Source organism: Catenulispora pinistramenti, from assembly GCF_018274385.1.
Taxonomy (GTDB): domain Bacteria; phylum Actinomycetota; class Actinomycetes; order Streptomycetales; family Catenulisporaceae; genus Catenulispora; species Catenulispora pinistramenti.
Map to the genome: position 1 here is coordinate 72360 of NZ_JAAFYZ010000010.1, position 25645 is coordinate 98004.

Genomic DNA, 25645 nt, shown 5'->3' on the forward strand with positions numbered 1-25645 from the left:
CCGACAAGGAGGCCACATGGCCGACCTCTCCGCCCAGGTCGATTCCGACCTGGAGCACGCCGCGCGAGTCATCCTCCGCAACGGCCTGAACCAGGGCAGCCTGTACGACTACGAACAGGCCGATCAGGACAAGATCCCGCTCAAGGACTGCCGCGTGTGCGGTCTCGGCACCATCCACATCGTCATCTCCGGCACGCCCAGCCCCAACCGCTGGTCGTCGGACCGGTACAACGCGGTCATCGATCGCATCAACGACTACATGTGGATCCACCACACCGGCTACACCCTGCCGAAGTGGAACGACGAACCCGGACGCACCGCCGATCAGGTCGCGGAGTTGCTGCGCAGCGCGGCCGCGTGGCGGCCGACACCGACCGAAGCGCTCGCCGACACCTGTGCGCTGGTGCCCGCGTGAGCGGCTACGACAACAACGAGGACCGTGTCTTCTTCGGCGCGTTCGCACTGGTCGCCGTGCTGGGCGCGATCGGACTGGTCGTGCTGTTGTCCGGCCACGGGATCGTCAACGACCCGTCTGCGCCCCCGGCGTCCGTCACCACGACGATCGGCGACACTTCGCCGTCCCGATAGGCCGTGTCGCCGTGGTGACACGCCTTGTGGCGTGACAGATCAGTAACGCCCCGCCCGTGCCGACGCAACCGGCAAGGACGGGGCTTTTCCATCTCTTATCACAGATCAGGGGTCTGGTTCATGGAGGTTCGACCGCGCATAGCCGTGGAGTCGTCCTGGATCGATCGCATGGCGCAGATGGCTGACCTTCGGGCCGCGCGTACTGCGGCATCGGATCGGCTCGGCGGGCAGCTTGGGCGGCTGCGGCAGGAGTTCGCGACACGCCAGGCAACCGAGGCCGACGTCAAGCTGGTTGCCGACGCCCACATGGCACTGATGGATGCCGCAGCGGCCCTCATCGCCTCTACTGGCCGCAAGCCGTGTTCGCACGGTGTGATGGGCGGTCCGGCGTGCCCGCCGTGTGTGTGGAACGAGGACACCCAGACAGTGGCGTGGGCCAGGGCGCGGCGCGACGTGATGAAGGCGGGCGGGTTCGGCCCGCTGGGGTCACCGTGGGACCCGGCGCTGGAGCGTACCGAGGGTGTGTCCGCTGTGCGGCCGTTCATGAAGGACCTCGGCGCGCGCTGACGCAGCCCGGGGGGTTGTGCGGCTGGCGGGAGCCGCCTTTTGAATCCCGTGGCCCTGCCGCTGTCATGGCGGTCGGGGCGCTGACGGCCCTGCGGGGTCGCCGCTGTTTTGCGCAAAGGGAGGCCGGTCCGGCCAGGCCCGCGCACATCTGAAGTCTGATTCCCATCTGAAGGGGCTGCTCCGCCATGTCCATCGAGATCCACACCTCCCGACTGTTCTGGACCGCTACCGACGGCCGCCGCCGCTACGTGATCACCCCGGGTTCGTCCGGGTTCGTGGTGCGCGACACCGAGGACGGCGAGCAGATCGCCACGATCTCCGACCTGTCCGAGGTCGAGGACCTGTGAGCCCGGTCCCGATATCCGCCTGCTGCCGAAGGGAGCCGTGACATGGGGCTCCGTACCTGGTTCCGCCGCAAGTCGAAGAACACCACCACCATCAAGGGAGAGAACATGGCCGCGTCCGTGAAGAACCTGGAGATCACCCTCGTCGCCGACGGCGGGCTCAGCAGCTACCAGACCATCCGCCGGATCCAGACCCTCCTGGACGACACCGACTCCCTGGCTGAGGTGGTGCCGTCGCTGTCCCGGGTCCTGTCGCTGGTGAAGATCGGCGACAAGCGGGCGGTGGTGGCGATCCTGGCAGAGACCGAGCCCGGCCCGGATCTGGCCCAGGAGCTGGACGACCTGGTCGAGTCCGCGTTCAACGGGTACGGCCGAGAGATCCGCAAGCCGGCGCGCGGCAAGGCGGCGGTCGACCCGGAGACCCGTCTGGAGTCGGTCGCGGCCAAGGCCGAGCAGATGTGGGAGTCGGTGACGTACCTGCTGGCGACGGCGCTGGACACGGTGTTCAAGGGCGAGTCGAAGAAGGCCGTGTCGACGCTGACCAAGCTGGGCCTTGCGGCCCGCATCGTGCAGGAACTGCTGGACACGCCGGTCGCGGAGGAGTCGGAGGAGGAGGACGAGCTGGTTGAGGAGACCTCCGAGCTGGTCCCCCTGAAGCGGATCAACCACGTCGCGGTGAAGGCCGAGCCCGCCACGTTCTGAAGCCCTTCGTCTCGACGCCTCAACAGGCCGCGCATTCCGCGCGGCCTGTCGGCGTTTCCGCCCTGTGTTCAGAGAGGACGGTATGTGAGCCGCCACCTGATAGCGAACTCGATCCACGAACACCCCGACGCCGTGACCGTGGTCGGGTGGGATCCGGAGCTACGGACGTACTTCTGTGACTTCGAATTCTCGGATGGCGTGCGTAAGCCGGTAGCCGGTGGTGCAGCCGAGGAGATCCCGCGCGCTGACTGGCTGGCCTCGATCCTCGCCGACGCGGGGATCTGCATCCCGGTCGTGCTGGTGGCCCGGCTGCGTCTGGAGAAACTGGCCGCCTCGACAGCCAACGCCCCGCAACTGGACTGGCGGTCCGGCGAACCAAGCTCGATCACCTGACCACCCGCGCAGCACTGCCGCGTAGTCCGCGAACGAAAGGAGGACGGCCGTGAGCCGTCACATGCTGCCCAGCCCCGACGGTGCCGAGCCCGGCACTGAGACCTTGGTCGGCTGGGACACCCAGATGCTGACCTACTACCTGACGATCGAGCCGTCCGACGACTCCTTGGCCGAGCCGGTGTATCTGGGTCGGGAGCACGAGGAGTGCTCCTCCCTGGTGTACTTCCTACTCGCCTTGACCCGGCACAAGCTGCACGTGCCGGACGGGCTCGTCGCAGAGCTGTACTTCGACCGCGAGCTGGGCCGCGCCAACACCGAAACCGACTGGCGCGGCGGCGACCCGATCCAGATCGCCTAACCCGGCGCGCCCAGTGTCCGGTCCGCAGACGCGCGGCGTCACCCCGGCCTGGGTCGGGGCGGCGCCGCGTGCCAGCCGGCACGGATCCGCACCAGGCACGGGAGAATCCTTGGCCGAGGAACCGATCACCCGCAGACAACGCTGGATCATAGGTCTGATCGTCGTGGCCACCGTGATCCTGACACTCGCTGCTATCGCCCTGGGCTACAAGGCGATACAGCAGCACCGGGCCGCCACCCAGGCCACGGTCACGATCACCGTTCAGGACAAACGGGCCGACTGCACCGCCGCCACGCCCCCGTCCTGCACCTACACGATCGTCAGCGACGCCGGGATATTCGCCGACCACGACGAAATCACCGCACACAAGTTGAACTCGCAGGGGCTGTTCGACCAGTTGATGTACGGCGGGGTGTACGAGGTCGAGATACGCGGCGCCCGCCACGACAGCCTCGGGTCCTACCCCAACATCATCAAGATCGTGCGAGTGATAGCGCCGGGGCACCCGAACCCGGCAGTGGTGATAGCCCCCGCCACACCGTGATCCCGGTGGGCTGACGCACCGCCCGGCCCGGACCAGCCATCGCCCTGACCGGTCCGGGCCGCCCGGTGTTCCCGGCCCCTGTGTTCCTCCACCATCGCCGTGATCGGAGCCGCTGATGCCTGACCAGCCCGACGACAACGAGAGCTCGGCCCCCGTGCCGAACTCGCCGGAACCCGAGACCACGCCTCCCGTCCCGGGCCCGCTGGCTGCACTGAAGGCCGCGCGGCGCGCCGTGCTGAAGGCGCGGCGGACGCCCCACTCTCTGGGCCCGGTGTGGTTGCTGCTGACGACAGCAGGTGTCTATCTCGCCGGCGCCGGGGTGTGGGCGCTGTTGCAACTCCACGGCACCGTGCGCATCGCTACCGCGTCGGGTGTCTCGGCGCTGGTGCTGCTCGGGGCTTGGCTGCGGCGGCAGGGGTGGCTGGGATGAGCCTCCTGCGCAGCACCGCCGCCTGGCTGCTGGCCGCCGCCACCGGCGCGTATTCACCGACGCCAACCGCGCAGCCCGTCACCAACCCGTACTCGTGCCGTTCGGCACACGTCGCCGCCTACTGGTTCCGCGGGGTCGAATCCGACGCCTGCGACGGGCCGCTGCCGGAAGGTACGTTCGGCGGCGAGGGCATGACCGGCTTCGGGCCCGGCGAACAGATCAACCACGCTTCGGGTCGGGTTCGCTCGTGCACGGTGCAGCTCAACCACGTCGTGCGCGGCCAGGTGATCCCGGTGCCTGGGGCCAGCAACACCGAGACCGGCCGCACCCCGGAGTACTTCGACGGCCGGTTCTGCGACGCCATGGACTCGTGGGCCCCGCCGCGCGGCTTCTACAACGTCAGCGTCACCTACTGCACCACCACCGGCGGGGCCGTACAAACGGTGCAGGGCCCCGTCGCCTTCTACCCCGGCGGCAGCCGTGCCTGAGACCGACGAGGAGACCGAGCGCGTCCGCCGGACTCTGCGACTGGGCATCCTGTCCGCCCGCTGCGAGGAGGAGCGGGCGGTCCTGCGCTGCGCCCTGAACCTTCTGAACGGTGCCGAAGCCTTCGAGATTCATCCGATCTCCGGCGTCGCTTACACGGTAGCCGCGTTCCGGCGGATCACACCGCAGTGGGCCGAGGCCCATGCCCGGTACGACGACCGCGAGGATGCCGAGTCCGACTACTTCCGGCACCAGATCGTGCTCGACGGCCGCAAGGTGCAGGCCAGCTACGCCGCCGCACATCCCGAACTCGCCGTCCCGGTGTGGTTCCCCGACCACGGCCCGCGCAGCTGTGTGTTCTGTCTCTTCGAGGCGAATAGGGCCGCCGGGCTGCCGGATGAGACCGGGCTGGATCCGGTCACCGGTCGCATCATCGCCGCGCCAGAGCAGGTTGTGCTTGTCACCGATCCCGAGCAAGCCTCGACCACTGCGACCAACCGGTGGGAGCGGGGCACGGCCAGGTTCGCCGGCCGGGACTACGCCTGGCAGATCGGCTACCAGGTCCGCCCCGGTGGTTCCGAGCACGAGTTCAGCGCGTGGGCGGGAACGACTGTGCCGCCGCATCTGCTGGCGCTGCCCAGATGGGAGCGGCCCGATGCGGCCAAGGATTGCCATGGCGGTACCGGCTGCTGCTGCGTCAGCATCGGCCACGCTGACCGCACTTGGGGCGTGGACTGGCACCTGCGATGGACCGACGCCGCAGGCGACGCCGTCGACCGGCAGTGGTTCGACGACGGCATGCGCACCTCCGCCCGCGACGTGATCACCCTGATGATCCGCACCGGGCCGTGGGCCGAACGCCCCGTCCCGGCCGCCGAAGCCACCGGGCTGTCGGCTCCCCTCCGCTGCCGAGAAGAAAGTGATCACGCCATGTCGAAGGAAACACTGGAGCACCTGAACACCAACACCCTGATCGGGTTCACCGAACAGCGCGGCCACGCCTGGCACTACCGGGCCGAGCACCAGGGCGGGGAACCCAACCACTACCCGGGCGCGATCCCGATCGAGGACGTGCGCCGCCGCCTGTTCCACTGGGAGGCTGAGCAGTGGAACGTCCTGCTGGAGCACCCCACCACCGGCAAGACCGTGCGGGCCACCGACCGGCAGGCCATCGTCCGCTCCGACACCGAGGCCTTGCTGGGACTGTTCACCGACGGATACAAGCCGCACCCGTACAACCAGTGGCTGCTGGACAACATCTCCCTGCTGCTCGACGACGAGCTGCGCATCGGATCGGCCGGTCTGCTCAAGGACGGCGCCGTGGCCTGGGTGCAGGTGGAGGTCCCGGACAGCTTCCACATCGATGGCACCGGCGTGGTGTTCCGTCCCAATCTGCTGGCCGCCACCAGCTTCAACGGGTCGCTGTCCTCCACCTATAAGCGCGGCATCATCAACGTGGTCTGCGACAACACCATGGCCGCCGGGCTGGCCGAACTCGGCCACCAGATCAAGGTCAAGCACTCCAAGAATTCTCTGGGCAACGTCATCAAGGCACGCTCCGCCCTGGACCTGGTCGTCAGCGCAGCCGCCGACTTCGAGGCCGAGGTGCGCCAGCTTCTGGCCACCCCGGTTAGTCCGACCGAGTTCTCCAAGTTCGTCGACGCCTGGGCGCCGCTGCCCGACAAGGACGCGGACAAGGGCACCATCACCAAGGCCGAGAACAAGCGCGAGCAGATCACCGGGCTGTACAAGGCAGACGAGCGCGTGGCGCCGTGGAACGGCACCGGCTGGGGCGTAGTGCAGGCCGTCAACACCTGGGCTCACCACTCGCAGAGCGTGCGCGGCGGCACCCGAGCGGACCGGAACATGCTGCGCGCCGTCAACGGCGAGGTCGACTCCCTGGATACCGGGACCATCAAGCTGCTCACCAAGGTCCTGGACCGGCCGCTGGGACAGCAGCGCCTGTACGCCATCGCCGCCTGACCTATACCGAAGGAGCAAGTCATCTCCGCTATCCACACCCCGATCTACGTCACCGGTCTGCGTGACGGCGCGCTGGCCTGGACTGTCCTGGACCACATCGAGAACAACCCCCGATCCCACGACCAGTGGAGCTGGGTATCCGAACGCGGCGACGGCCGGGGCTGCGGCACCGTGGCCTGCTTCGCCGGCTGGACCGCCGTCCTGGCAGGAGGCACCCTGCTGCCGTCCGGACGGGTCGCCATCGATATCCCCGACCGGCAGCTCCAGCCATATGCGCCCGAAGCACTCAGCCTGGACACCGATGAGGTGGCGTCGGTGGCGATGACACTGCTGGGCCTGGACAGCGGCCGTGCCCTCGCCCTGTTCGACGAGTTCAACTCGTTGGCCGATCTGCGCCGCCTCATCGAGCAGTACTACGGCCCACGCCCGACACTGCCCGCACCGCAACCGCCCGGCGACGCGATCACCCGGCTGTGGCAGAGCATCAACGACCCGGCGGCCAAGCTAGAGATCATCAGCTCCCTGATGGCCGACCTCGTCGAAGACCAGCAGCTCTACACCCGGGCAACCTACGGCAATGAACCCGCCGAGCAGGCCCGTCTGGCGGTCGAGGTCGAGCAGGACCTGATCGGTGCACGCACAACGGTGGACAACACCGCCTACTACATCAAGGTCGGCGACGAGTTGGCCGCAAAGGACCGGCGGGTGAGCACACCGCAGACACCGCCACCTCTGTACGCCGGGCAGACCGCCTGACCAGCATCCCCGACAGGCACCATCCGATACGGAGGACCCTGCTTGACCACTACCGTCGATGCCGTGGCGCCCGCAGCCGAACAGGCCGCGGCCATCGCTGATAGCCCACCACGGTTCAACACGAACGTCGATCGCAAGGCCCTGCTGGAGGCAGGTAGCGGTGTCTCCGCCAGCTTGCCGATCCGACCGGCCGCCCCGGTGCTGGCCGGGATCCTGCTCGAAGCCGCCGACGGCCACCTGACGCTGTCCGCATGGGACTACAACCACGCGACCCGGGATCGGATCCCGGCCGAAACAACCACGCCGGGCAGGGTGCTGGTCCATGGCAAACTGCTGCCGGACCTGCTGAAGAAGCTGGACGCCGACCGCGTCGCCCTGGTCGCCGACGGCTCCCAGCCGATCGTGCAGGCCGGGCCCACCCGCTACACCCTCCAGACCCTGCCGGTCGAGGACTATCCGCAGCTGCCCGCCATCCCACCGGGCGGCGGCTGGGTCGACGCCCCGGCGCTGGTGGCCGCCATCAAACGGGTCATCATCTCGGCAGCGAGTGAGGACACGATCCCGATGCTGACCGGCATCCAGATCACCGGTGTGGGCAAGACGCTGACACTGGCCGGGACCGACCGGTTCCGGCTGGCCACCGCCGAGGTCCCGTGGATCCCCGACGACCCGGACGCCGAACCGTGGACAGCGCTGCTGCCCACGAAGCTCCTTAAGACGGTCGCCAAGCGCTGGGCCAAGACCGTTGGCGACCTACGCTTGACCTGGCAGCCTGACGCCAGCGACGAGATCGCAGCCGAAGCCAAGGCACTTCAGGTCTTGGCCGAGCTGGAGTCTCGGATGTGGCACGGCCACCCGGACGTGGTGAAGGCACGGGAGGTCGCCGAGCAGCGCACCAAGCTGCGGATCGCGGCCGAGCATCGTGCCGGGCTCGCCGGGCTGGCCTTCGGAGAGCAGCACACCACCGGCCGCTGCCTGAGCGGCGAGTACGTCAGATACCGATCCCTGTTCCCGACGCAAAACACTGGCGCGGTCGCAGACACCAAGGCCCTGCTGGCCGGCGTCGAAAGGGTCGCTCTGGTCGCCGACCGCACCTCGCCGATCCGGCTCAGCTTCGACGGCACCGCCGTACTCCTGGAGGCCGGAGCCGGTGACGAGGCGCAGTCCTGCGAAACCGTCGCCGCGGCCTGGCCCGGCCAGACGCCGCTGGTGGCGTCGTTCAATCCCGCCTACCTCATCGACGGGCTGAAGACCCTGGGCACGCAGTACGTCCGCTTCGGTTTCACCATCGCGTCCAAACCGGCCGTGCTCACCGGCCACCACAACCTGACCGCCGACGACTACGACGGCTACCGCTACCTGATGATGCCGCTGCGCACCCCCGGCCAGGACGCCGCCCCTGAACCGGAGCCAGCCGCGTCTGAGCACCAGCAGGTCCCGGCCACGGATGCCCAGCAGCCCACCAGCGGACAGCAGGAGGACCAGCAGAGAGCGGCGTTCATGGCGAGCGTCGGCACCTCCTGTCTTGGCCGGGCCGTCGCCGCCGCCCACCGGGAACAGCGCGACGCCCGAGGCACGATCGCGATGCTGCGGGCGGGCGTCGACGCCGAGTCCGCGGACTGGCTTGAGGAACGCGGCACCCAGGACATGAACGAGATCATCGCCGAGACCGAGGCATTCATCACCTGGGCCCGAACCGCCCCGGCCAGCTGCGGCCCGGACTGTGCCGCGTGCGCCGCCGTGACCGCCGAATCAGGCCGTGAAGGTGGTGACCTGCCGTAACACCCATCGGCTACCGCTACACCACCGCGGACGACGAGTGGCTGAACCTGTGCCAGCCCTGCTTGGTGCAGGCGATCCTCACCGATTTCTCGGACGTACTGCCTGCGGCCAACCCCAACCCGGCCCTGCTCACCGTGCCGTACCTGCTGCGGTGCCTGGACAGGGCCGCCCCCGAGGCCGACGACCGGTTCGGGGAGATCTACGAACACACCGCCAACCACGGCGACGGGGAGGGGCTGGCCTGCGCCCGCTGCCAAGGCTGGATCGCCGAGCCCGACTCCAACACCGACGACGGTACCCCCTCTGGCAGGCCGCGTCTGGTCCACGACCTGGTGGCCGCCCAGGCTGCCCGGCGTGCCGGCAACGCCGCCGAGCGGGCCGCGATCCGGGCCGCCCGCGACGCCGGCCTGAGGCCAGACGAGATCCTGGCCGTGCTCGGTGGTGTGGACAACGCCATGGGCTGGTTCGCCGTCACAGACCTGCTGCACCAGGAGCCTTGGCCCGACATACCGGCACCACCACGGATGCCGGATGCCGTCCTGATCTGCTGGTGGGAGCTGCCCGGCCGCGACATCAACAGCTTCGAGGCGTCGAACACCCCGCTGCACCACGAACTGTGGCGGCACCAGATCTGCACCTACGCCGACGAGTACGCCGCGCACTCCGCCTTCGAGGCCGGTATCAAAACCGCGCTCCTAGACCTGTCCGAGGCGCGTTCACAGCGCACCGTCTCCGTGGCGCTAATGCGGCCGGGTCACCGGCCAGCGCTACACAACCTCGTCACCAGGCCCGCTCCATGGGTTCAGCGCAACGGCTTGGAGGCCTTGGACGCGTCGGTACTGACCCGCTGGGTGATCGAAGCCCTCGAATACTGAACACCTCGGAGCCCACCATGTTCAACGCCACACTGCTGGATACCGCGCTGGAAGCGATACGCGCCGATCCCGAACGCTACGACCCGATGTTTCCGGTGATCCGCTGGAGGCGGGGCACCCACTCCATGACCACCCACAGCCTGCCCGGGGCCATCATCACCGCTGCCGGCGGCCGATTCGACTGGAGCCGGTACGGCGTCAGCCACGCCCGAGGCTGCCACAAGCAGTGGACCCGGTGGATCCACGCCGATTCTGTGCCTGGCATCGGCACCACCAACGCCTACAGCGCCGCCGCCCACCTGCTCGGGCTGAACCCGGGCGTCGGACGCTGGCTGTTCTACGCCGAAAACCGGACCACCGGCGCCGAGCAGATCGCCGAGCGGATCCGCCGCCACGCCCTCGATGACCGGACCCGCACCGGAAAGGCACAGCCGTGACAGCGCGGATGCTGTGGACTACCGGTCTGGTGCGGCCCGCCGACCTGATTGCCGACGACACGATCCGAATCCGGGACCGGTGGCGCGCCCTGCGTGCCGTCTACACCGACGCAGATCGCGTCGAGAGATCGGGCGTGGTGTTCACCGCCGGCGACCTGGCCGGGTTCGATATCGGCACGCCCACACCCACGGCGGCGACGTTCTTCGACACTGAAACCGATGAGTGGGTGCTGGTGCTGTACGTGGACGAGGAACGCACAGTGGCCACCGGCTCCCTGTACTGCCGGCTGCACCCGCTGCGCCGCGCCGACCTGGTCGAAGTCCAGATCCCGCTGACTGCCCGCAACCTGGAGACCCCGCTTGCACAAGACCACCGGCACCGAGAACATCCTGGCCGCACCAGCGGAGGCCGCCGATGGCCCGTGACTACGTACCGGCCGCGTCGGCGCAGCCGCCGGTGTTCACCGTGACCGTTGCCGGTCCCGAACGCCATGACGGCGAAGCCCCCTACACCTACGTGATGCACGCCGCCGACGAACGCACCGCCCGCGCGCTCGCGCTGGCCTACCATGCCGCCAGCCATGAGCTGCGGATCGTCGGGTTCCGCATCGACAACCGCGACGGGCCGGTGTGGCGCTCCGGCTTCGACCCTGCGATCCGGCCCGACGTCGTACACGTCCCCCGCCACTCCTTTCCCGGCGCCCCGGCCTGGCCGGACGACACGCCGGGGCAGGCTTGGCGCGACATGCGCCCAGCGGCCGAGCAGGCACGGATCGCCACCACCCTCGTAGCCGAGTTCCACCGGCTTGAGGTAGCCCGAGATTTCGGTCTGGACGTCGCCGACATGGACATCGGCCGGTCGGAAGCCCCGGCCGTCCCTGCCCGGGACGCTGTCCTGCACGTGATGCAGTTGCGGGCCCGACGTGCCCTTTCTCCCGGCCGCCCGCCCACGGAAGGAGCAGACACCATCCCGATCATCCTCGGTACCGCGCACATCCGGGCCCTGACCACCGCCATCTGCGACCTCGACCTGGCCAACGGGGTCGAGCCGGACGACGTCGGCCAGGTACTCACCGACGCCAACTACACGGCCGCCAGCCTCGCCGCCGACACCGATGAGGACCCGCCGCCGTACTTCCACCACCGCCTGGATGTGGACCAGTGGCCACTGCTGAAGGCGGCCGACTGCTATCTCTTCCAGATCCGAGACGTCGGCAACGAGGCTGCCGTGGCCGCCCACAATGCCGCAGGCAGGGTGCGCACCGAACTGATCAAAGCCCTCGGCGTGGACGCCGACGACTACCGGATGCGGTTCGAGTGGGACGCCGCCGACGGCTGGCCCCTGCTGCATGCCGTCCCAGCCCCCGTTCGTCGTGCCGAAGCCCTCATCGAGCACTACCAGCAGCTCGACCACACCGAGGAGCTGTCCACGCCGGATTGGGGTCAGCACATCTCCGACATGATTGCTGACCTGCTGCACTACGCCCACGGCACGGCCATGGATCCGGTCGGGCTACTGGACACCGGGCTAATTCACTTCCACGCCGAGACCCGCGGACCCGACACACAGCCCGAGCCGAAGCCGGCCGAGGCGCCGGTGCTGCGGCTTCTGGTGGCCACCTCAGCCACCCAGGGCCGGGAAGCCTACGACTTCTGCCGCACCCTGCCTGGGGAGATCGTGTATCCCGGGCCCTGCCTGCATCCGCAGCCGTTCGGCGCCTGCGGATGCACCTACTCCCTGATGGGCGTGGACTCCCTGGAGCGCACCACCACGTTCGAGGTGGCCGAGGTGCCGATCAGTCGCGAAGAATTGCTGCGGGTCTTGGCCAAGGCCGAGAGCGGCGCGACCGACGGCGCCGACGCCGCTGGCGTGGCGCAGCTGGCCGAGGAGATGCTGGCCCTGGCCGAGCGCTTCCCACTCGCGGCCGTGCTGGGCCGGACCCACCGCCGCTACCGCCGCCGACCTCTCGCTTCCGCCCCGCCCACTGCACCACCGCCGACTCCGGCACCCGAAGACGACGAGCCGAAACAGTGGACGGTGCGGGTCAGCATGCGCCGAGACCACGAATACACCGTCGAAGCCGTCGATGAGGACGGCGCCATGAACGCAGCGTGGGACGCCTTCGACGAGGACCGCAACATCGTCGACCAGGACACCGACGTCAGTGTGCGCCTCGCCGCCTAGACCCGACCAGCGTCCTGTCCCATCACCGCTTCCCCGGAGCCGCCTTCGTGAGTACCCGCTCGGTCGTCGCCTTCCGCGACGGCGAATCCACTACCGGCATCTATCTCGACTTCGACGGGCGTGCCGACCGGCAGATCCCGCTGCTGCGGACCGTCTTCCACGACACGTTCTTCCGCGACCTGCGCCAGATGCGCACCGTGCTGCTCAAGCACACCGCTGGCTGGGCACTGCTGAACCCGAACCCTGTGCAGACCGCCGCATACATCGGCGACGAGCACTACCTGGACGTGCCGGGCGTCGGCGTCGCCTACACCGCAGACATCGACGTCACCCGCACCGGCGAGGACGTCTTTGATCGGGAGTGCACCTTCCTGTTCGACATGGCCGATTCCTCGCTGCACTGGTTCGCCGGGCGCGACCTGCTGCTGTGGATGCCGCTGGACGACTGGGCCCGGATCGGGCCATGGCACCCCGGCGCCACGCTGCCGATCGTCGCCGCCGACCCGATCGGCGAGATGCTGCTGAGCGGCACCGTCCCGGTCTACACCGAGGCACACATCACCGCCCTGGTGAAACGCCTCGGCATCGAGCCTGGCGGGCAGCTGCCGATCGTGAACGGCGGAGACCTGTTCGACATCCACCACGCCGCCGTCGAGACCGGGCTGCTTCCGAGAGGCACCTGGTTCTTCACCGACGATAACCCCGGCAGCAGCGAAGGCGGCGCAATCGCCCTGCCGCACCCAGCGCCCGGCGTCAGTATCTGTCTGGACTTCCTCGCCGCCGACTTCGCCGGCGACGGCACCGGCCAGCCGCAGCCGGACGTCGGCCAGAGCGTACGCAAGGTGCTGGAGAGCATGGCCAACGCCATCTCCGCCGCATCCAAAGGGCTGGCCGCCTGGCGCGGCCCCGAGCCGGTGTTCGTTCTGAACGTTCGCCAACCCGACGACGAAATCCTCAGCCACACCCACGGACCCGTCCAGCAGGTGCACACCCTGGATCTCGGGTCGCTATTCGATGCCCGCCCGGCCAGCGCCGAAACCGCAGTGGAATGGGCTGCCGATCAGGTGGCGCGGCTGCATCAGTGGCCGCTGGAGCTGCGCCGCAAGGCGCATACGGTCATCGAGCACGTGATGCACTCCTACCCGGCCGCCCGCATCATGGCTGCGGCGCTCATCGAGGACACGGTGGATCCGGTCGCTGTACGCCGGGCCCGCCTGGCTGCCGGGCGGCCAACCTCCCAGGACGAAGCCGAAGGCAGGGCCGACTTCGAAGCCTGGCTCGCCGAGCACACCGGCTACGGCGCCGCCTGCCGGTGGGCCGCCACCGATCAGGGCCTGGACCCGATCAGCTCCGCGCTGCGGGCCGCCGGCATCGACCACGACGTCGACCAGACCGGTGGGTTCTGCATGGTCGTGCACGTATCCACGCCCCACGGCTTCTACTTCGGGATCACCGCCAGCGAAGACAGGAACGTCGTCGCGGGCCGTCAGTGGATGGTGGTTCGCTACAGCGACACCGACGAGGGCGACGAGGGCGAAATCACCGGCTCGGCCATGTCCACCCTGGACGTGATCGCACTGCTGACCGGCCACCTGACCACGACCACCGGCGCTGACGTCAGCTTGAGGGCAGTGCAGGCCGTGAACACCGCAGTGGACTGGCTCAAGGAAGAACTCGACGTGTACGAGGGGGCGGTGGATGACCTGTTGAACCTGGTCGTCAACGCCACCGGCTACGCCGCCGAGCACCCGGACGACAGCACGTTGGCCGCCGCCATTTGGGAGTCCTACGGAGGCGGCAGCTGCATTCGGGGATGCGACGACGAAGACTACTGCGAAGACCCTGAGCACTCCGACATCGTCGAGGAAGTCCTCGGCTGGATCGCAGAGCTCGGGTGAATCCACGGGTTGCAGACCGCGCCGGTCGGGCACCGCCACGCCACGCCGCCGAGTTGGTCCTGCCGGAGGGCTGGTGCCAGCGGTGGCGGCACGGTCGGCACTCCTTCGTGCCCCGCTCGGCTGGCGGGTTCCGCTCCGAGCACTACAGCGTGGAACCGGTCGACGTGGCCACCGCCCGCGGCTTCGTCGCCACCCACCACTACGCCGCCTCCTGGGTCGTCGACCGCTACCGACTGGGCCTGTTCCACACCGCAGGCGGCACCCCGAACCTGATCGGGGTGGCGGTGTTCGGGATCCCGATGAGCAAGAAGGTCCTGACCAACCCGCTGCCGGACTGGGAACCCTACGTCCAGACGCTGGAGCTGTCCCGGTTCGTGATCCTCGGCGACCCGCAGCACCCCGGCGCCACCCCCGGCGTGGCTCCGGCCAACATCGAGTCCTGGTTTCTCGCGCGCTGCTTCGAGCACCTGGCAGCCCGCGACGTGCGCGGCATCGTGGCCTTCTCCGACCCGATCCCGCGCACCGTCGGCGACCGGATGGTTATGCCCGGCCACGCGGGGATCATCTATCAGGCCTCGAACGCCGTGTACACCGGCCAAGGCACCGCCCGCACCGTGATCATGCTGCCGGACGGCACTAGCCTGCCCGCGCGGGCAGTGTCGAAGATACGCCGCGCCGAGCGCGGACATACCGCTGTTGAGCGCCGCCTGATCGCCCTAGGAGCGCCAGCCCGCATCGGGCCCGATCCCGGCGCATGGATCCGCGACGCTCTGGTCTCCATCGGCGCGACGCCGATCGCCCACCCCGGCAACCACCGCTTCGTCATGGCCACCGCCGCCCGCTTCCGGCGCCGCATGCGCATCGCGCTTCCGGCCATGCCGTACCCGAAACCGACCTGCCTCCCCGGCGCGCCCTGGTGCCGAGGGCGCCCTTGAGGCAAAGGACCCGAATGCAAGGTCACAGCAACTTTGCCCTGTATGTTCCGGCAATCCTCAAGGTCAATGCCGGTGCCCACGATCTGCCCTCGGCTATCGCCACTGTGAAGGCAGCACTGTCCACGCCGGTGAGACTGGAGACCTTCCCGCGCAGCATCCACCTGGACACCGTCGAGGTGGATCCGGTCGATGAGCGACCGTGGACCCAGACTGAACCCAACCCGCGGTACGGACGACCCCCCTTGTATCGGGATGTGGTGGAGACCGACGCCGACGGGCTGACGATCACAGAGCTGAAGGAGACGGCGCGGCTGCTAGCCCATATCGCCGAACGCACTGACCCGCTGTTGTGGGACCAGTTGCTCATCTTCGAGCAGCGTCTGCTGATGGCTCGGGTCCGGCAGGCGGTGGACCCCGCCGGGCCATCCGCAGAACAGCACAGCTGACGGAGCTGACCGACGACACTCTGGAACAGCTGTCCGCCTCAGCAGGGCTGAACCCCGTTGGCAGGATCCGCGTCCGCACCGGATTCATCGACCTAATCGTGGAAACCGCGATCGCCGAAGAGCTGCTGCCGGCGAACGCTGTGTGGACGCTACTGGCTGACGGCGTCTTCCGCCTGGAGTGGGGCACAGTGTCGATCCGGATTCAGGAACGCGAACTGTACCTGCCCACGCGCGGGCCCAGTCGCCGTCTGCGACGCGATCCGACACATCCTGACGGTGCTGCGTGACCGGCTGCGGGCCGTCGGAGTCGTATAGCCCAGCCTCGATCCATCTGCTCAGCAACGCCGGGTGGCGACACCCGGGAGCCGACGGCCAGATCCCCGGTGCCGCACGCATCACCTGTGGGCGTTCCAAAAGAAAGCGGGCCGATGCCCATCCTGGAGTTGTGCGCCGGCTACGGCGGCCTGGCCCTGGCCGTGGAAGCGCTCACCGGAGAGGTGACCACCGCGGTCGCCGAGGTCCACCCCGCCGCCTGCAAGATCATGGCCCAGCGGTTCCCCGACGCCCCCAACCTGGGCGACGCAACCAAGATCCAGTGGGAGTCGCTGCGTGGCGAAGTAGACATGATCAGCTGCGGATTCCCCTGCCAAGACATCTCCGATGCCGGAACGCGGAAGGGCATCACCGGTGAAAGATCAGGACTCTGGTTCACCATCGCCAAGGCTGTACGGATTATTCGACCCCGACTCCTGTTCCTGGAGAACGTTGGAGCAATCCGAAATCGGGGACAAAGCGCGGTGCTCACATCGCTTCACGAAATCCGGTATGACGTGCGCTGGACGACTCTACGAGCTTCAGATATCGGCGCCGCCCACCAGCGCGAACGCTGGTTCGCCATCGCCACTCCTTCCCACGCCTAGAGCCGCCGACGGTCGGCGTGGCCCGACGTTCAACAGCCCCGCCCACGCCGGCGGCGAAGACCTGGTGACGGTAGTGGTCCGGCTCTACCGGGAAAACAGCGCCATGCTGCCGGAGCCGGAGGTGCTGTTCAAGACGCCCACGGCGAACCTCGGAAGCAACGGCGCCGCACAGCACCCGGACAAACGCAAAGCCGGCGGACACGGGCCGACCCTGGCCGACGAGGTGTGCTTCCTGCTGAACGTCCAGCCCGAGGACCAGGCCCCCGCCGGGCCACACTCCCCACCCCAGTGGTGGGGCAAGTTCGCAGCGGCGGTGCACCGGTGGGAAGTCCTGACCCGCAAGGCCGCGCCGGTGCCGGTGATGCGCGGCCCTCGCGGCGGGATCAAGCTGTCCCCGCGGTTCTGCGAGTGGCTGATGGGCCTGCCCGAAGGCTGGGTCACCGAAGTCCCGGACGTCCACGTGAACGAGCAGCTCGCCCGCATCGGCAACGGCGTCGTCCCGGCACAGGCCTACGCCGCGTTCAAGCTCCTGCTGGAAACCGACGAGCGGTGGAACCGCACCGGCAGTCCCGGCACCCGTCAACCCGACCGTGTCGACGAAGTTCTGCCGGCCGCGGCCTAAACCGGAAACGACCTGCCAAGGAGCACCCTCTGATGCCCGTGAGCGATGAGTTCGACGGCTTCGACACCCCCGAGCACCGCGCGGCCCAGTCCGGCTGCCGCCACGTCGTGCACTGCGCCGTGGACGCGGGCACCCGCCGCGCCATCAGCGCGGACCTGGACAACGCCCGCGCCACCACCCCCCAGCTGGTCCCGATCTACCTGGCGGCGCTGGCCGGGCCCTGCACCCTGCCGCCCGCGACCACCGACACCGCACCGAACCCGGAGGACAGCATCACCCCCGAGCCTGCCGGCCGTGACGGCCTGCCGAACAACCCGAACATGCTGCTGGACATCATCACCCACGCCGGCACCCTCGGCGAGGAGAACGACGCGACGGTGGAGGTGCGCGTCTTCCACAACCTCGATGGCCGCTTCGACGCCTACGAACCGGGCCACCGGCTGCGCGAGGTCTTCACCGACACCGTGCCGGAGCGGGAACCCTTCGACGTCTGCGATGCGGTGTGGACGCTGCTGCAAGTCGGTGAGGATCCGGCCTTCGGCGCCCCGGATCCGCGTGCCGTGGACTACCGGCGCCGCGGCCACCGTTCCCTGTCGACCGGCGACGTCATCGCCATCGGTGACCAGTTCTTCGCTGTCGCCGACGGCGGGTTCACCCGCATCTCGGGCCGCCCGGCGGTCCTGTCCGAGGACGAGGCGTCGGACCTGGAGTACGAGCGGCGCACAGTCGATGGCGTCTACGTCATCGTCGGCGCGCAGGCCGACACCTGGACCGACGAGCGCTGGACGCTGAAGGTGCCCCGCAGGCTGTGGGACCGCGGGGACTCCGACGCCCTGTGGGAGTGGGTCGAGGAGCACTTCGGTCGGCACGCCGCGTTCCTGGACGAGGAGCACGGCGACGAGTCCAACCGCGAACTGCGCCGCGAGTGGGGCCTGGAGAAGACCGAGCCGCCCGCCGCCCAGGCCGAGCCGACCGTGCGCCAGCGCGCCGAGCGCGACGCCGGGCTGTGCGAGGCGATCTGGTCGGCGGTGCAGACCCTCGGCGACGACCTGGACCCTGACGGCTGGCACTTGCTGGGCCAGGCGATCCGCCACTCGGACGTGCCCCGGACGCTGGCCGACGTCGTGTCGGCGGCGCTGCGCGACATCCACGCCCAGAACGACCACGCAGGTAAGCACGGCACCGCCTGACGGGCGGGCAGACAAGGACTCTGACATGCCCTACACCATGACCCGCAGCAGCGACGGGCAGGAGAACGGCAGCACCGTCACCGACGGCCAGGCGCTGCGGATCCTTCGCCGCGGGCTGCACCTGCACGCCGACGTCGCCGCCGACAAGGACCACATCGTCACCATCACCCGCACCCGGCTGGTCCTGCATGGCGAGGACACCGCCGAACGGCGGACCGTGCTCACCCTTCGGCCCGAACCCCGGGCGCATCGGCTGACCCGCACCCAGTACGAGGACCTGACGCGGATCCGCAAAGCCGGCGAGGCTGCCCGCCTGCGGGCCGACGGACGGATCGGCGGCATGTTCTGCCAGGTGCCACCGTCCGCCGCCAGGCGGCTGCTCGGCCGCGGCCTTCTGGTCGCCACCGGCGGCGACCAGATCAGCATCGGGGTGGCCGGGCTGCTGGCGATAGCCGGCTTCGAACACCCGGTGCGCACCACCACGCCGCGCGGCTGGCACGACCCCGAGAACGGGCGGCTCCCCACCACCCGGCAGCACCGCCGCCACCCCTACCAGGTGCCGGACTTCAGCTCGACAGCCGTGTGCACGTGCGGGTTCCGTGCCGCCGCCGACCGGCGTCCGTACGCCGCCGCCTTCGCGCGCAACCACATCGAACAGGTGCTCAGCGCCGCGCTCCAGAACCCCTGACCCTCGACAGGAGACGTGAACATGTCGAACCCTCCGCGCGCCGTCGCTGCCTACGGCTACGACTTCGCCAGCGGCCCCAGACTCACCGGCCAGCCTGACTACCAGAGTCCCGCCGTGGCAGCGGCACCACGAGATCTTCACCCGCGCCGCCGAGCGGCACCTGCTGGAACTCCTCGGAGCCATCGACGGCCCCGACGACCCCCGGCTGGGCGAACTAGACGGTTTGGATGGCCTGGCCCCCGCCGTGGCCGAGCACCTGGGGGTGAAGCTGGTCGCCCTGGGCTACGACCACCCTGTGGAAGGCTTCCTGCTGGCCTCTGCCACGACTGATACCTCCACCGACTGGAACGAGACGGTGGACCTCGACACGGCCGTGCCCGACGGCGCCGAGGAGAACCTGAACCGGGCAGCGCGGCTGCTCGGGCTGGACGCCTCCGGCCAGCGGCCCCGCTGGATACTCGCCGCGTATCAGAGCTGATTGAAGCCGCAGCAGCAGGGCCGTCCGGCCGGGTGGTCTTTTCTCTTGCCGGGCAAATCAACAGCATGCCAATCATGGAATGAGATCGGGGGTCGGCTGTGCTGTACCTGTCCACCCCGTCCAGCAAGGCTGTACGTGACGCGATGTCGGCCGGACTGATCGGCTGCATGACCACCCCGAACCAGGGCAACCGAATCCCGGTCGACGCGGTATGGGCTGCTGACAACGGCAAGTTCGGCAAGAACTATGTCGGGGACCAGGCGTGGCTGTCCTGGCTGTGCCGGATGGTGAAGCGCTACGGCTCCGACAAGTGTTTGTTCGCCGTAGCGCCGGACGTGCCATTCGACGCCGCGGCGACGCTGGAGTGCTCCAGGCCGTGGCTGGCGATGATCCGCGCGCTAGATCTGCCGGCCGCGTTCTGCGCCCAGGACGGCGCCGAGGCCGACGGCATGGCGCCTTGGGACGAGTTCGACGTGCTGTTCATCGCCGGCTCCGACAAGTTCAAGCTCGGCGAACATGCCAAAGCCCTTGCCGCCGAAGCGGTCACGCGTGGCAAGAGCGTGCATGTAGGCCGGGTCAACTCCCACAAGCGGTTGCTGATCGCCGACGCGCTCGGCGCAGCATCCTGCGATGGCACCTTCCTGCGCTACGGCCCGAACAAGAACCTGCCGAAGGTACTGGACTGGCTCGGTCAGCACGCAGCCGCCGAAAGGGTCCGCGCCAGGGACGACCTGTCCGGGCGAGACCGGCACTGGCACCCCAGACCGTCCTCGTGGATCGGCGCCGACGGCCGGATCCACGCGCCCGAGGGATGGCGCACCCACCTGGTGCACGGGGTGCACTGCGACGAGCGGGACTGCGAGGCGTGCATCCACGACTGCGACTGCGCACGCTGCGACCCCTGGTGCGGCTGCGAGCGCCCGCCGAATTTGATGCTTCCCGGAGGGGAGATGCGCTTTTCCAACGACGGTCGCCTCACCGAGACCGGGCTGCTGGCCCTGGCTGATGAGATCGCCGAAGCCCTGGGCCCGCCCTGGATCCACGACCAGGTCGGGCACCACTACTACCGCACCCACCTGGTCAGTCCGGATGACGGCTGGCGGATCGCCATCAACGTCGAGCGCGGACGGCACAAGGCCGCAGCCATCGGCCTGACGCCAACGCTGGAGGGCCGTTGGTGGTGTGACGCGAAACAGGCCAGTATCGGGTTCACGGCTACCCGGGACCCGGATGCCATCGCCGCCGATATGCGCCGCCGGCTGTTCCCGGTCTACGCCAAGGCGCTGGATATCGAACGCCCCGGAATCGAACACGAGCGGGACCGGCGCGAACGCTTCGCCCACGCCGCCGCCCGTCTGGGTTCCCATCTGCCGGGACACACCGCGAAGGATCTAAGCGTCCGCGACTTGCGGTTCGACAAGTATTGGAAGGACCGGCACGGCTCCTACAACACCGCGCGCCTGTCCTCGAACAGCCGCACCGTCGCCCTGGATCTGCGCAACCTACCCTTGGATGTGGCGTGCTCGGTCATCGACCTCATCGAAGGCCGCACCGGAACGCGCCGTCGACCGCACGGAGCCGACACCGCCGCGCGCCGGCACGCCCGGCGCAGCAACCGGGCGGCGAAGGCGAGGCGGCCGTGACCGACACGAACACGAGGCAACTCGTCGAGACCATCGCCTACGAACTCGATGGGTGGGAGGCCCGGCCAGACCGGTACGGCCAGACCCAGTGGGCCGAGCTGCACGGCCCAGCCGGCGAAGTGATCCAACTGCGCGTCGGCCCGCACTGGATCGAAGCCCGCAGCATTCACGACCAGGACCTGGGCCGTACCCGTCACTGGGATGTCGCTGCATACCGGCGTGCCGAGATCGGGTTCAGCGCCACCAAAACCCCGGCCCGCATGGCCGCAGAGATCCGGCGCCGGCTGCTGCCTATCGTGCGCGAGAACAACCGGCTCCTGGACGCCAAAGCAGCGCTGATCGCCGAAGGTCGGGCCGCCGACGACGCCCTGTTCACTGCCGCCGAGAAGCTGTTTCCCGGGCTGCTCTGGCGCGACAACGGCAACCGCCGCCGAGACGAGGCAGCGGCCTGGGGACACGGCGACGCCATCGGCATGGAGTTCTGCCTGGACCTGTGGCCCCACGACACCCACTGCACCCTGTCCTTCAGCAGCCTGTCCCGCGCCGAAGTCCTCGCGCTGATCCAGTCCGCTGCCGCACTGCCCACACCGCACGCTGCGCGGTCGGACAACGGCGTAGCGCGCACCGCCACGCGCACCGGCGACGCCGCACCCGCGATCGAGCAAGGCGCAGCCGATGAGCCGAACCCCACCTGAGGCGGCGGTGGCCTCGCTGCCGCTGAAGCTCGGCGGAGAACTGCGAATCCTGTCCGAGGACGTCGACTTGGCACGCGGCACGGTCCGCTGGATGGTGCGCGGCCCGCACATCACCGGCGTGGTATGGCTAACCCGCGAAGACCCGTGGGACCTGGACGACCCCGACGGCCCAGCAAACTTCCGCTGCCGGATGTACTCCGGAGACTCCACCGGCATCCGTGACCGCCGCAACGACGTGATCCGCACCGACCCGCTGACCTGCTACGGCGTCCCGGCCAGCCGCTACCGGCTCGGCGAACGCATGGCACACCTGCCCGAGCTAGCTGCTGACGTGATCCCGGACCGGGACGACTACGCCGGCGTCACCGCCTCAGCCCGCCGCGTCGTCGACGTCCGTCACGCCCTGGCCCGGTACGCCCTGGGCGCGCCGTGGCTGAGCGATCTGCTGTGGACCTGGCGGCTCCAGACCGCCGTGAAGATCTCTGCCCGTGCCAGCGCCGACCGGGCCCGGCAGCTCGACACCATCCGTGCTGCCCGTGCCGCTATCAGCCGTGCGGAAGCTGTGCTGGATTCCGTGGCCGCTGAATTCGCCGAAGCCGCCGAGCGGGGCACTGCCCCGCTGGCCCGCGACGGCTTCGACCTGCTCAGCCCGGTCAAGGCCGCAAGCGAGCAGCCCACGATTACCACCCTGGCCTGCCCCGCAGCACCGCACCCACCCACATCGGAGAACCTGCTTGAAGTACGAGATCACCGTCGAGGACCTGGTACCACGCCGCCGGGAACTCACCATCGAGATCCCTGAGGACCTGGGCGACACCAACGACCTGAGCGAGTACCTGGACCAACACCCTGAGCTGTGGCGGGACATCCACCTGCCGACAGACCGCCAGATCGTCACCGTCATCAGTCCGGCGCCCGAGCCCGAACCGCTCGCCAACGACCATCTGATCGCCGTGGAGTGGGACGAGACCGCCGCGACGCATTACCGTGCCCTGGTCACCATCGGCGAACTGCTCCAGGAACTGGGAGCCGCCGGCCGCAAGACCAAGGCGTTCCACGATCCGGTCGAGATGTCCTGGCACCTGCGCGGTTACGCCCCCGAGAACGGCCTGGGCACCTGGCTGAACCTGCTGCACGCCCAGCGCCGCGTCAACACCACCTCCACCACCCCGCTGGACGACCCGCTCATCACCAACGTGCGCCTGGCCACTAATACCGAGCGCGACGAACACCGCGCCACCATCCCGACCGTCCCCGGGCTCCGAGACAGCACGGTGACGTTCGAATTCGCAGAGACCTTCCGCGGCCGCGTCGATTTGACCGACCTGGCTGAAGCCGGAGTCTGGCAGCCCGGCACCCCAGTCACCAGCCAGGTGCTGAAGGACTACTTCGGGCCCGGCGGACAGGACCGCGGGCAGGTCACCGACACCGAGCACGACCACAGCCGGATCAACTACACCGGCCCCGAGGACGGGGACCGCCGATGACCTCCATCGACATCTCCGCCATCGCCGCCGACCTGGCCAGCCACGACGGCTCGATCCGGCCCACAGGCCCGACCGCCAAGACCGGGGGGCTGCTGCTTGCCGAGCACATTGAGCACATCATCGACGGTGCCGCCTTGGCCGGGGCCTTCGCCGACCTGGCCGACCGGCCATCCATCGAGGTCAGCACCCTCACCCACACCGACCGCACCGTATGGATCTGCCTGGAGTTCGACCACGACCAGCACCTGCTGCGCACCGGGCCCGTCCCGGTGAGCGAACTCGCCCAGACCAACCTGAACCACGCCGACGACATCGCGGCGCTGTTCCGCCGGGTACGGCATCTGATGAGCACCGCCGTGCTGCTGGACACCCCAGCGACGCGCTCCAACCTGCTCGGCGTACGCGCCCGGACCTCTCGCTCCGGACCACCGCGGCTGTCGGTCGCGGGGCTCGCGCTCGACGAGGCCGTCCTGGAGGCAGTCCGGAACACCTGCCTGGACAGCTACGACAACCCCGCCGGCGACAGCATGCGTCTCGGCGCGGCCCTGGCTGCGGTGCGCGGCAACCCGCTGTCCAAAGCTCAGGCCTACGGCACTGACCCGATCCCGGACCGCATCGAAGCCCTGTGGCAACAGGCCGAAGAGGCCGAGATGGACATCGCCGCCCAGCACCTGCCCGCCAGCCTGGACCTTCCGATGTACGCCGCCAGCAACCTGGTCGGCGCGTTCATCAACGCCATCGCCAACCCCACGGCAGGCCCAGCGGTCGACGTCGAAGGCCCGGTAGCGGTGACGTGCCGCAAGCGGCGCGAGACCTGTTATGAGCTCGTCGCCTCCGCAGCCCACGCCCAGCACTTCGTATTCGAGCGGGCCGAGGAGATGTCCCACCCCGACGCGGTCCAGACCCGCATGTGGATCGACGCGATCCACGCCGAGGTCGTCCGAGCCACCGAGACTGCGCTACTGCTGTCGAACCTGGCCGAGACCGCCGAACGCCACGACGAACCGCTGAGTGCGCGCGCCGCCGACACCGAGGCGGACCGCCACGTGCAGAAGGCCGAGCGAACAGTGGCCAATGCCTGGTTCGCGGCCGCCGAGGCGCTTCAGGCCACCGAGTCCGGCCGTAGCAGAACGAAGGTCTTCGCCGAGTGGGAACGCCGCACCGGCTGGGAGTTCGCAGGCGGCTTGCGTCCGTGCGATAGCACAGCGTGATCGGCAATGCCCGAGCGGTCTCTGGGAAACGTGGCACCATGGATTCCACCGCTCGGCTGACGCCAGCGACCTGGATCCGGGAGGCTGCACATGGCGATCGACGCCAAGGCTGTTGTGTTCGTCGGCCTACCCGAGATCGCGAAGATTGTCGGTTTGACCCGTACTCGGATCCACGAGATTGCGGACAACGCTGACTCTGCGCTCCGTGTGCTTGGAAAGAACGATGCCGTGATTGGCGGCAGGCCAGCTTGGTTGCTCTCGCCGCTTCTTGCACGCTTGGTCGCTGCGGGTTATGAGCCAAGGGATGCGGTGGTCGCAGCACTACGTGAGAAACGTTCGGTACCTGCGGGCAGCATTCCGGTGGGCATCGCCGAAGCTGCCGAAATCTTGCGCACCAGCGTCGAGACGACGCGGAGCCGTGTCGAGGCTGGAACTTCAGCCGCCGTGTTGTTCAAATTCGGACGTGATCGAGCGTTGGATTTGAACGAGCTTGTGGCAAAAGCAGCGGAACGCGGACACTCAATCGACCACCAAGCAGCCCAAAAATGGCGTCAGATCAACAGCGGGGGAACAGCGAAGTTGGGCGTCGTGGCCTCAGTGCGCCTTGTCTGCGGCACGACAGACGATGATCAGGATATTGCGTTGCGCGAGGCCGTTCGCCTGCTCCAGAGCCCGGAGCTCCTCAACGCGGCACTCTCGACGCTGGGGCTCCGCGTTGTAGCTACCACCGTCGAGTCAATCGAGCCTCTCCCAATTTAGATTAGCCGATCCTTCACATCGCCCCTCCGTCTCCGCCGGGTTTCTCGGGACGGCCGCTTGCCTCCCTCCGCAGGATGGGTTCTGCATTGCACTCATCGGTGGCGCTCAGCAACGAGGATCGGCGGCAACCGTGTTCACCGGTGGGTAACTAGCAGCGTCTGCCGCACCCGCACACTCACCAGAGGGCCATCGCGGTAGAAGGTCAAAACCCTTACTGAGCAGCACAGCCTACCGATGGCCGAG

The 25645-nt window shown here is 68.8% G+C and carries 32 protein-coding genes; all 32 read left to right on the plus strand.

Going from position 1 to position 25645, the window contains the following annotated elements:
* The first annotated feature begins 16 nt into the window (after positions 1-16).
* The 32 genes from KGQ19_RS04920 to KGQ19_RS05075 all read left to right on the plus strand — a co-directional run bounded on the left by KGQ19_RS04920 (position 17) and on the right by KGQ19_RS05075 (position 25402).
* Positions 17-415 carry a DUF6197 family protein gene (locus KGQ19_RS04920; protein WP_212007854.1) on the plus strand — a complete coding sequence of 133 codons (399 nt, stop codon included), beginning with the start codon at positions 17-19 and terminating at the stop codon, positions 413-415.
* Positions 412-588 (plus strand): hypothetical protein, encoded by a 177-nt coding sequence (locus tag KGQ19_RS04925; RefSeq protein WP_212007855.1) that lies wholly within the window; start codon positions 412-414, stop codon positions 586-588. Before KGQ19_RS04920 ends, KGQ19_RS04925 begins: the two co-directional genes overlap by 4 nt.
* Positions 589-756: 168 nt before the next feature.
* The gene (locus tag KGQ19_RS04930) at positions 757-1155 is read left to right on the plus strand and encodes a hypothetical protein (RefSeq protein WP_212007856.1); all 399 of its coding nucleotides are present in this window, start codon (positions 757-759) and stop codon (positions 1153-1155) included.
* A gap of 185 nt (positions 1156-1340) precedes the next feature.
* Positions 1341-1502, plus strand: a complete 162-nt coding sequence (locus KGQ19_RS04935; protein WP_212007857.1) for a hypothetical protein — start codon at positions 1341-1343, stop codon at positions 1500-1502.
* 42 nt (positions 1503-1544) lie between these two features.
* A complete protein-coding gene (locus KGQ19_RS04940; RefSeq protein WP_212007858.1) occupies positions 1545-2201 on the plus strand; it encodes a hypothetical protein in 657 nt (218 codons plus the stop codon).
* A gap of 84 nt (positions 2202-2285) precedes the next feature.
* Positions 2286-2594: a hypothetical protein gene (locus KGQ19_RS04945; RefSeq protein ID WP_212007859.1), complete on the plus strand. Its 309-nt coding sequence runs from the start codon at positions 2286-2288 to the stop codon at positions 2592-2594.
* Positions 2595-2643: 49 nt separating this feature from the next.
* Positions 2644-2952, plus strand: a complete 309-nt coding sequence (locus KGQ19_RS04950; protein ID WP_212007860.1) for a hypothetical protein — start codon at positions 2644-2646, stop codon at positions 2950-2952.
* Positions 2953-3061: 109 nt separating this feature from the next.
* Positions 3062-3496, plus strand: a complete 435-nt coding sequence (locus tag KGQ19_RS04955) for a hypothetical protein (RefSeq protein WP_212007861.1) — start codon at positions 3062-3064, stop codon at positions 3494-3496.
* A 115-nt stretch (positions 3497-3611) separates the two neighbouring features.
* Entirely contained in the window at positions 3612-3926 is a 315-nt protein-coding gene (locus KGQ19_RS04960; RefSeq protein ID WP_212007862.1) for a hypothetical protein, read from the plus strand.
* Entirely contained in the window at positions 3923-4414 is a 492-nt protein-coding gene (locus KGQ19_RS04965; RefSeq protein ID WP_212007863.1) for a hypothetical protein, read from the plus strand. The genes KGQ19_RS04960 and KGQ19_RS04965 overlap by 4 nt, the downstream gene beginning before the upstream one ends.
* Positions 4407-6395, plus strand: coding sequence for a DUF932 domain-containing protein (locus KGQ19_RS51720; protein ID WP_212007864.1), 1989 nt, complete (start codon positions 4407-4409; stop codon positions 6393-6395). The genes KGQ19_RS04965 and KGQ19_RS51720 overlap by 8 nt, the downstream gene beginning before the upstream one ends.
* A 171-nt stretch (positions 6396-6566) precedes the next feature.
* The gene (locus KGQ19_RS04975) at positions 6567-7151 is read left to right on the plus strand and encodes a hypothetical protein (protein ID WP_212007865.1); all 585 of its coding nucleotides are present in this window, start codon (positions 6567-6569) and stop codon (positions 7149-7151) included.
* Between the two features lie 42 nt (positions 7152-7193).
* Positions 7194-8933, plus strand: a complete 1740-nt coding sequence (locus tag KGQ19_RS04980; RefSeq protein WP_212007866.1) for a DNA polymerase III subunit beta — start codon at positions 7194-7196, stop codon at positions 8931-8933.
* A 65-nt stretch (positions 8934-8998) separates the two neighbouring features.
* A complete protein-coding gene (locus KGQ19_RS04985; RefSeq protein WP_212007867.1) occupies positions 8999-9808 on the plus strand; it encodes a hypothetical protein in 810 nt (269 codons plus the stop codon).
* Positions 9809-9825: 17 nt separating this feature from the next.
* Positions 9826-10245, plus strand: coding sequence for a hypothetical protein (locus KGQ19_RS04990; RefSeq protein ID WP_212007868.1), 420 nt, complete (start codon positions 9826-9828; stop codon positions 10243-10245).
* Positions 10242-10715 (plus strand): hypothetical protein, encoded by a 474-nt coding sequence (locus KGQ19_RS04995; protein ID WP_212007869.1) that lies wholly within the window; start codon positions 10242-10244, stop codon positions 10713-10715. The genes KGQ19_RS04990 and KGQ19_RS04995 overlap by 4 nt, the downstream gene beginning before the upstream one ends.
* Positions 10661-12430 carry a DUF7715 family protein gene (locus KGQ19_RS05000; protein WP_212007870.1) on the plus strand — a complete coding sequence of 590 codons (1770 nt, stop codon included), beginning with the start codon at positions 10661-10663 and terminating at the stop codon, positions 12428-12430. The genes KGQ19_RS04995 and KGQ19_RS05000 overlap by 55 nt, the downstream gene beginning before the upstream one ends.
* Before the next feature lie 47 nt (positions 12431-12477).
* Positions 12478-14328 (plus strand): hypothetical protein, encoded by a 1851-nt coding sequence (locus KGQ19_RS05005; RefSeq protein WP_212007871.1) that lies wholly within the window; start codon positions 12478-12480, stop codon positions 14326-14328.
* Positions 14325-15263, plus strand: a complete 939-nt coding sequence (locus KGQ19_RS05010) for a Mom family adenine methylcarbamoylation protein (protein ID WP_212007872.1) — start codon at positions 14325-14327, stop codon at positions 15261-15263. The genes KGQ19_RS05005 and KGQ19_RS05010 overlap by 4 nt, the downstream gene beginning before the upstream one ends.
* 14 nt (positions 15264-15277) lie before the next feature.
* On the plus strand, positions 15278-15709 hold the full coding sequence (locus KGQ19_RS05015) for a hypothetical protein (protein WP_212007873.1): 432 nt from the start codon (positions 15278-15280) through the stop codon (positions 15707-15709).
* Between the two features lie 98 nt (positions 15710-15807).
* Positions 15808-15996, plus strand: coding sequence for a hypothetical protein (locus KGQ19_RS05020; protein WP_212007874.1), 189 nt, complete (start codon positions 15808-15810; stop codon positions 15994-15996).
* 141 nt (positions 15997-16137) lie between these two features.
* On the plus strand, positions 16138-16629 hold the full coding sequence (locus KGQ19_RS05025; RefSeq protein WP_212007875.1) for a DNA cytosine methyltransferase: 492 nt from the start codon (positions 16138-16140) through the stop codon (positions 16627-16629).
* 64 nt (positions 16630-16693) lie between these two features.
* Positions 16694-17251 carry a hypothetical protein gene (locus tag KGQ19_RS05030; protein ID WP_212007876.1) on the plus strand — a complete coding sequence of 186 codons (558 nt, stop codon included), beginning with the start codon at positions 16694-16696 and terminating at the stop codon, positions 17249-17251.
* Positions 17252-17283: 32 nt separating this feature from the next.
* Positions 17284-18441 carry a hypothetical protein gene (locus KGQ19_RS05035; RefSeq protein WP_212007877.1) on the plus strand — a complete coding sequence of 386 codons (1158 nt, stop codon included), beginning with the start codon at positions 17284-17286 and terminating at the stop codon, positions 18439-18441.
* 25 nt (positions 18442-18466) lie between these two features.
* Positions 18467-19129, plus strand: coding sequence for a hypothetical protein (locus KGQ19_RS05040; protein ID WP_212007878.1), 663 nt, complete (start codon positions 18467-18469; stop codon positions 19127-19129).
* A gap of 244 nt (positions 19130-19373) precedes the next feature.
* On the plus strand, positions 19374-19607 hold the full coding sequence (locus KGQ19_RS05045) for a hypothetical protein (protein WP_212007879.1): 234 nt from the start codon (positions 19374-19376) through the stop codon (positions 19605-19607).
* A gap of 98 nt (positions 19608-19705) precedes the next feature.
* A complete protein-coding gene (locus KGQ19_RS05050) occupies positions 19706-21250 on the plus strand; it encodes a hypothetical protein (RefSeq protein WP_212007880.1) in 1545 nt (514 codons plus the stop codon).
* Positions 21247-21945 (plus strand): hypothetical protein, encoded by a 699-nt coding sequence (locus KGQ19_RS05055; RefSeq protein WP_212007881.1) that lies wholly within the window; start codon positions 21247-21249, stop codon positions 21943-21945. Before KGQ19_RS05050 ends, KGQ19_RS05055 begins: the two co-directional genes overlap by 4 nt.
* On the plus strand, positions 21926-22747 hold the full coding sequence (locus KGQ19_RS05060; RefSeq protein WP_212007882.1) for a hypothetical protein: 822 nt from the start codon (positions 21926-21928) through the stop codon (positions 22745-22747). Before KGQ19_RS05055 ends, KGQ19_RS05060 begins: the two co-directional genes overlap by 20 nt.
* Positions 22680-23432 carry a hypothetical protein gene (locus KGQ19_RS05065; protein WP_212007883.1) on the plus strand — a complete coding sequence of 251 codons (753 nt, stop codon included), beginning with the start codon at positions 22680-22682 and terminating at the stop codon, positions 23430-23432. Before KGQ19_RS05060 ends, KGQ19_RS05065 begins: the two co-directional genes overlap by 68 nt.
* Entirely contained in the window at positions 23429-24643 is a 1215-nt protein-coding gene (locus tag KGQ19_RS05070) for a hypothetical protein (protein ID WP_212007884.1), read from the plus strand. Before KGQ19_RS05065 ends, KGQ19_RS05070 begins: the two co-directional genes overlap by 4 nt.
* A 90-nt stretch (positions 24644-24733) precedes the next feature.
* A complete protein-coding gene (locus tag KGQ19_RS05075) occupies positions 24734-25402 on the plus strand; it encodes a hypothetical protein (protein ID WP_212007885.1) in 669 nt (222 codons plus the stop codon).
* Positions 25403-25645 lie beyond the last annotated feature (243 nt).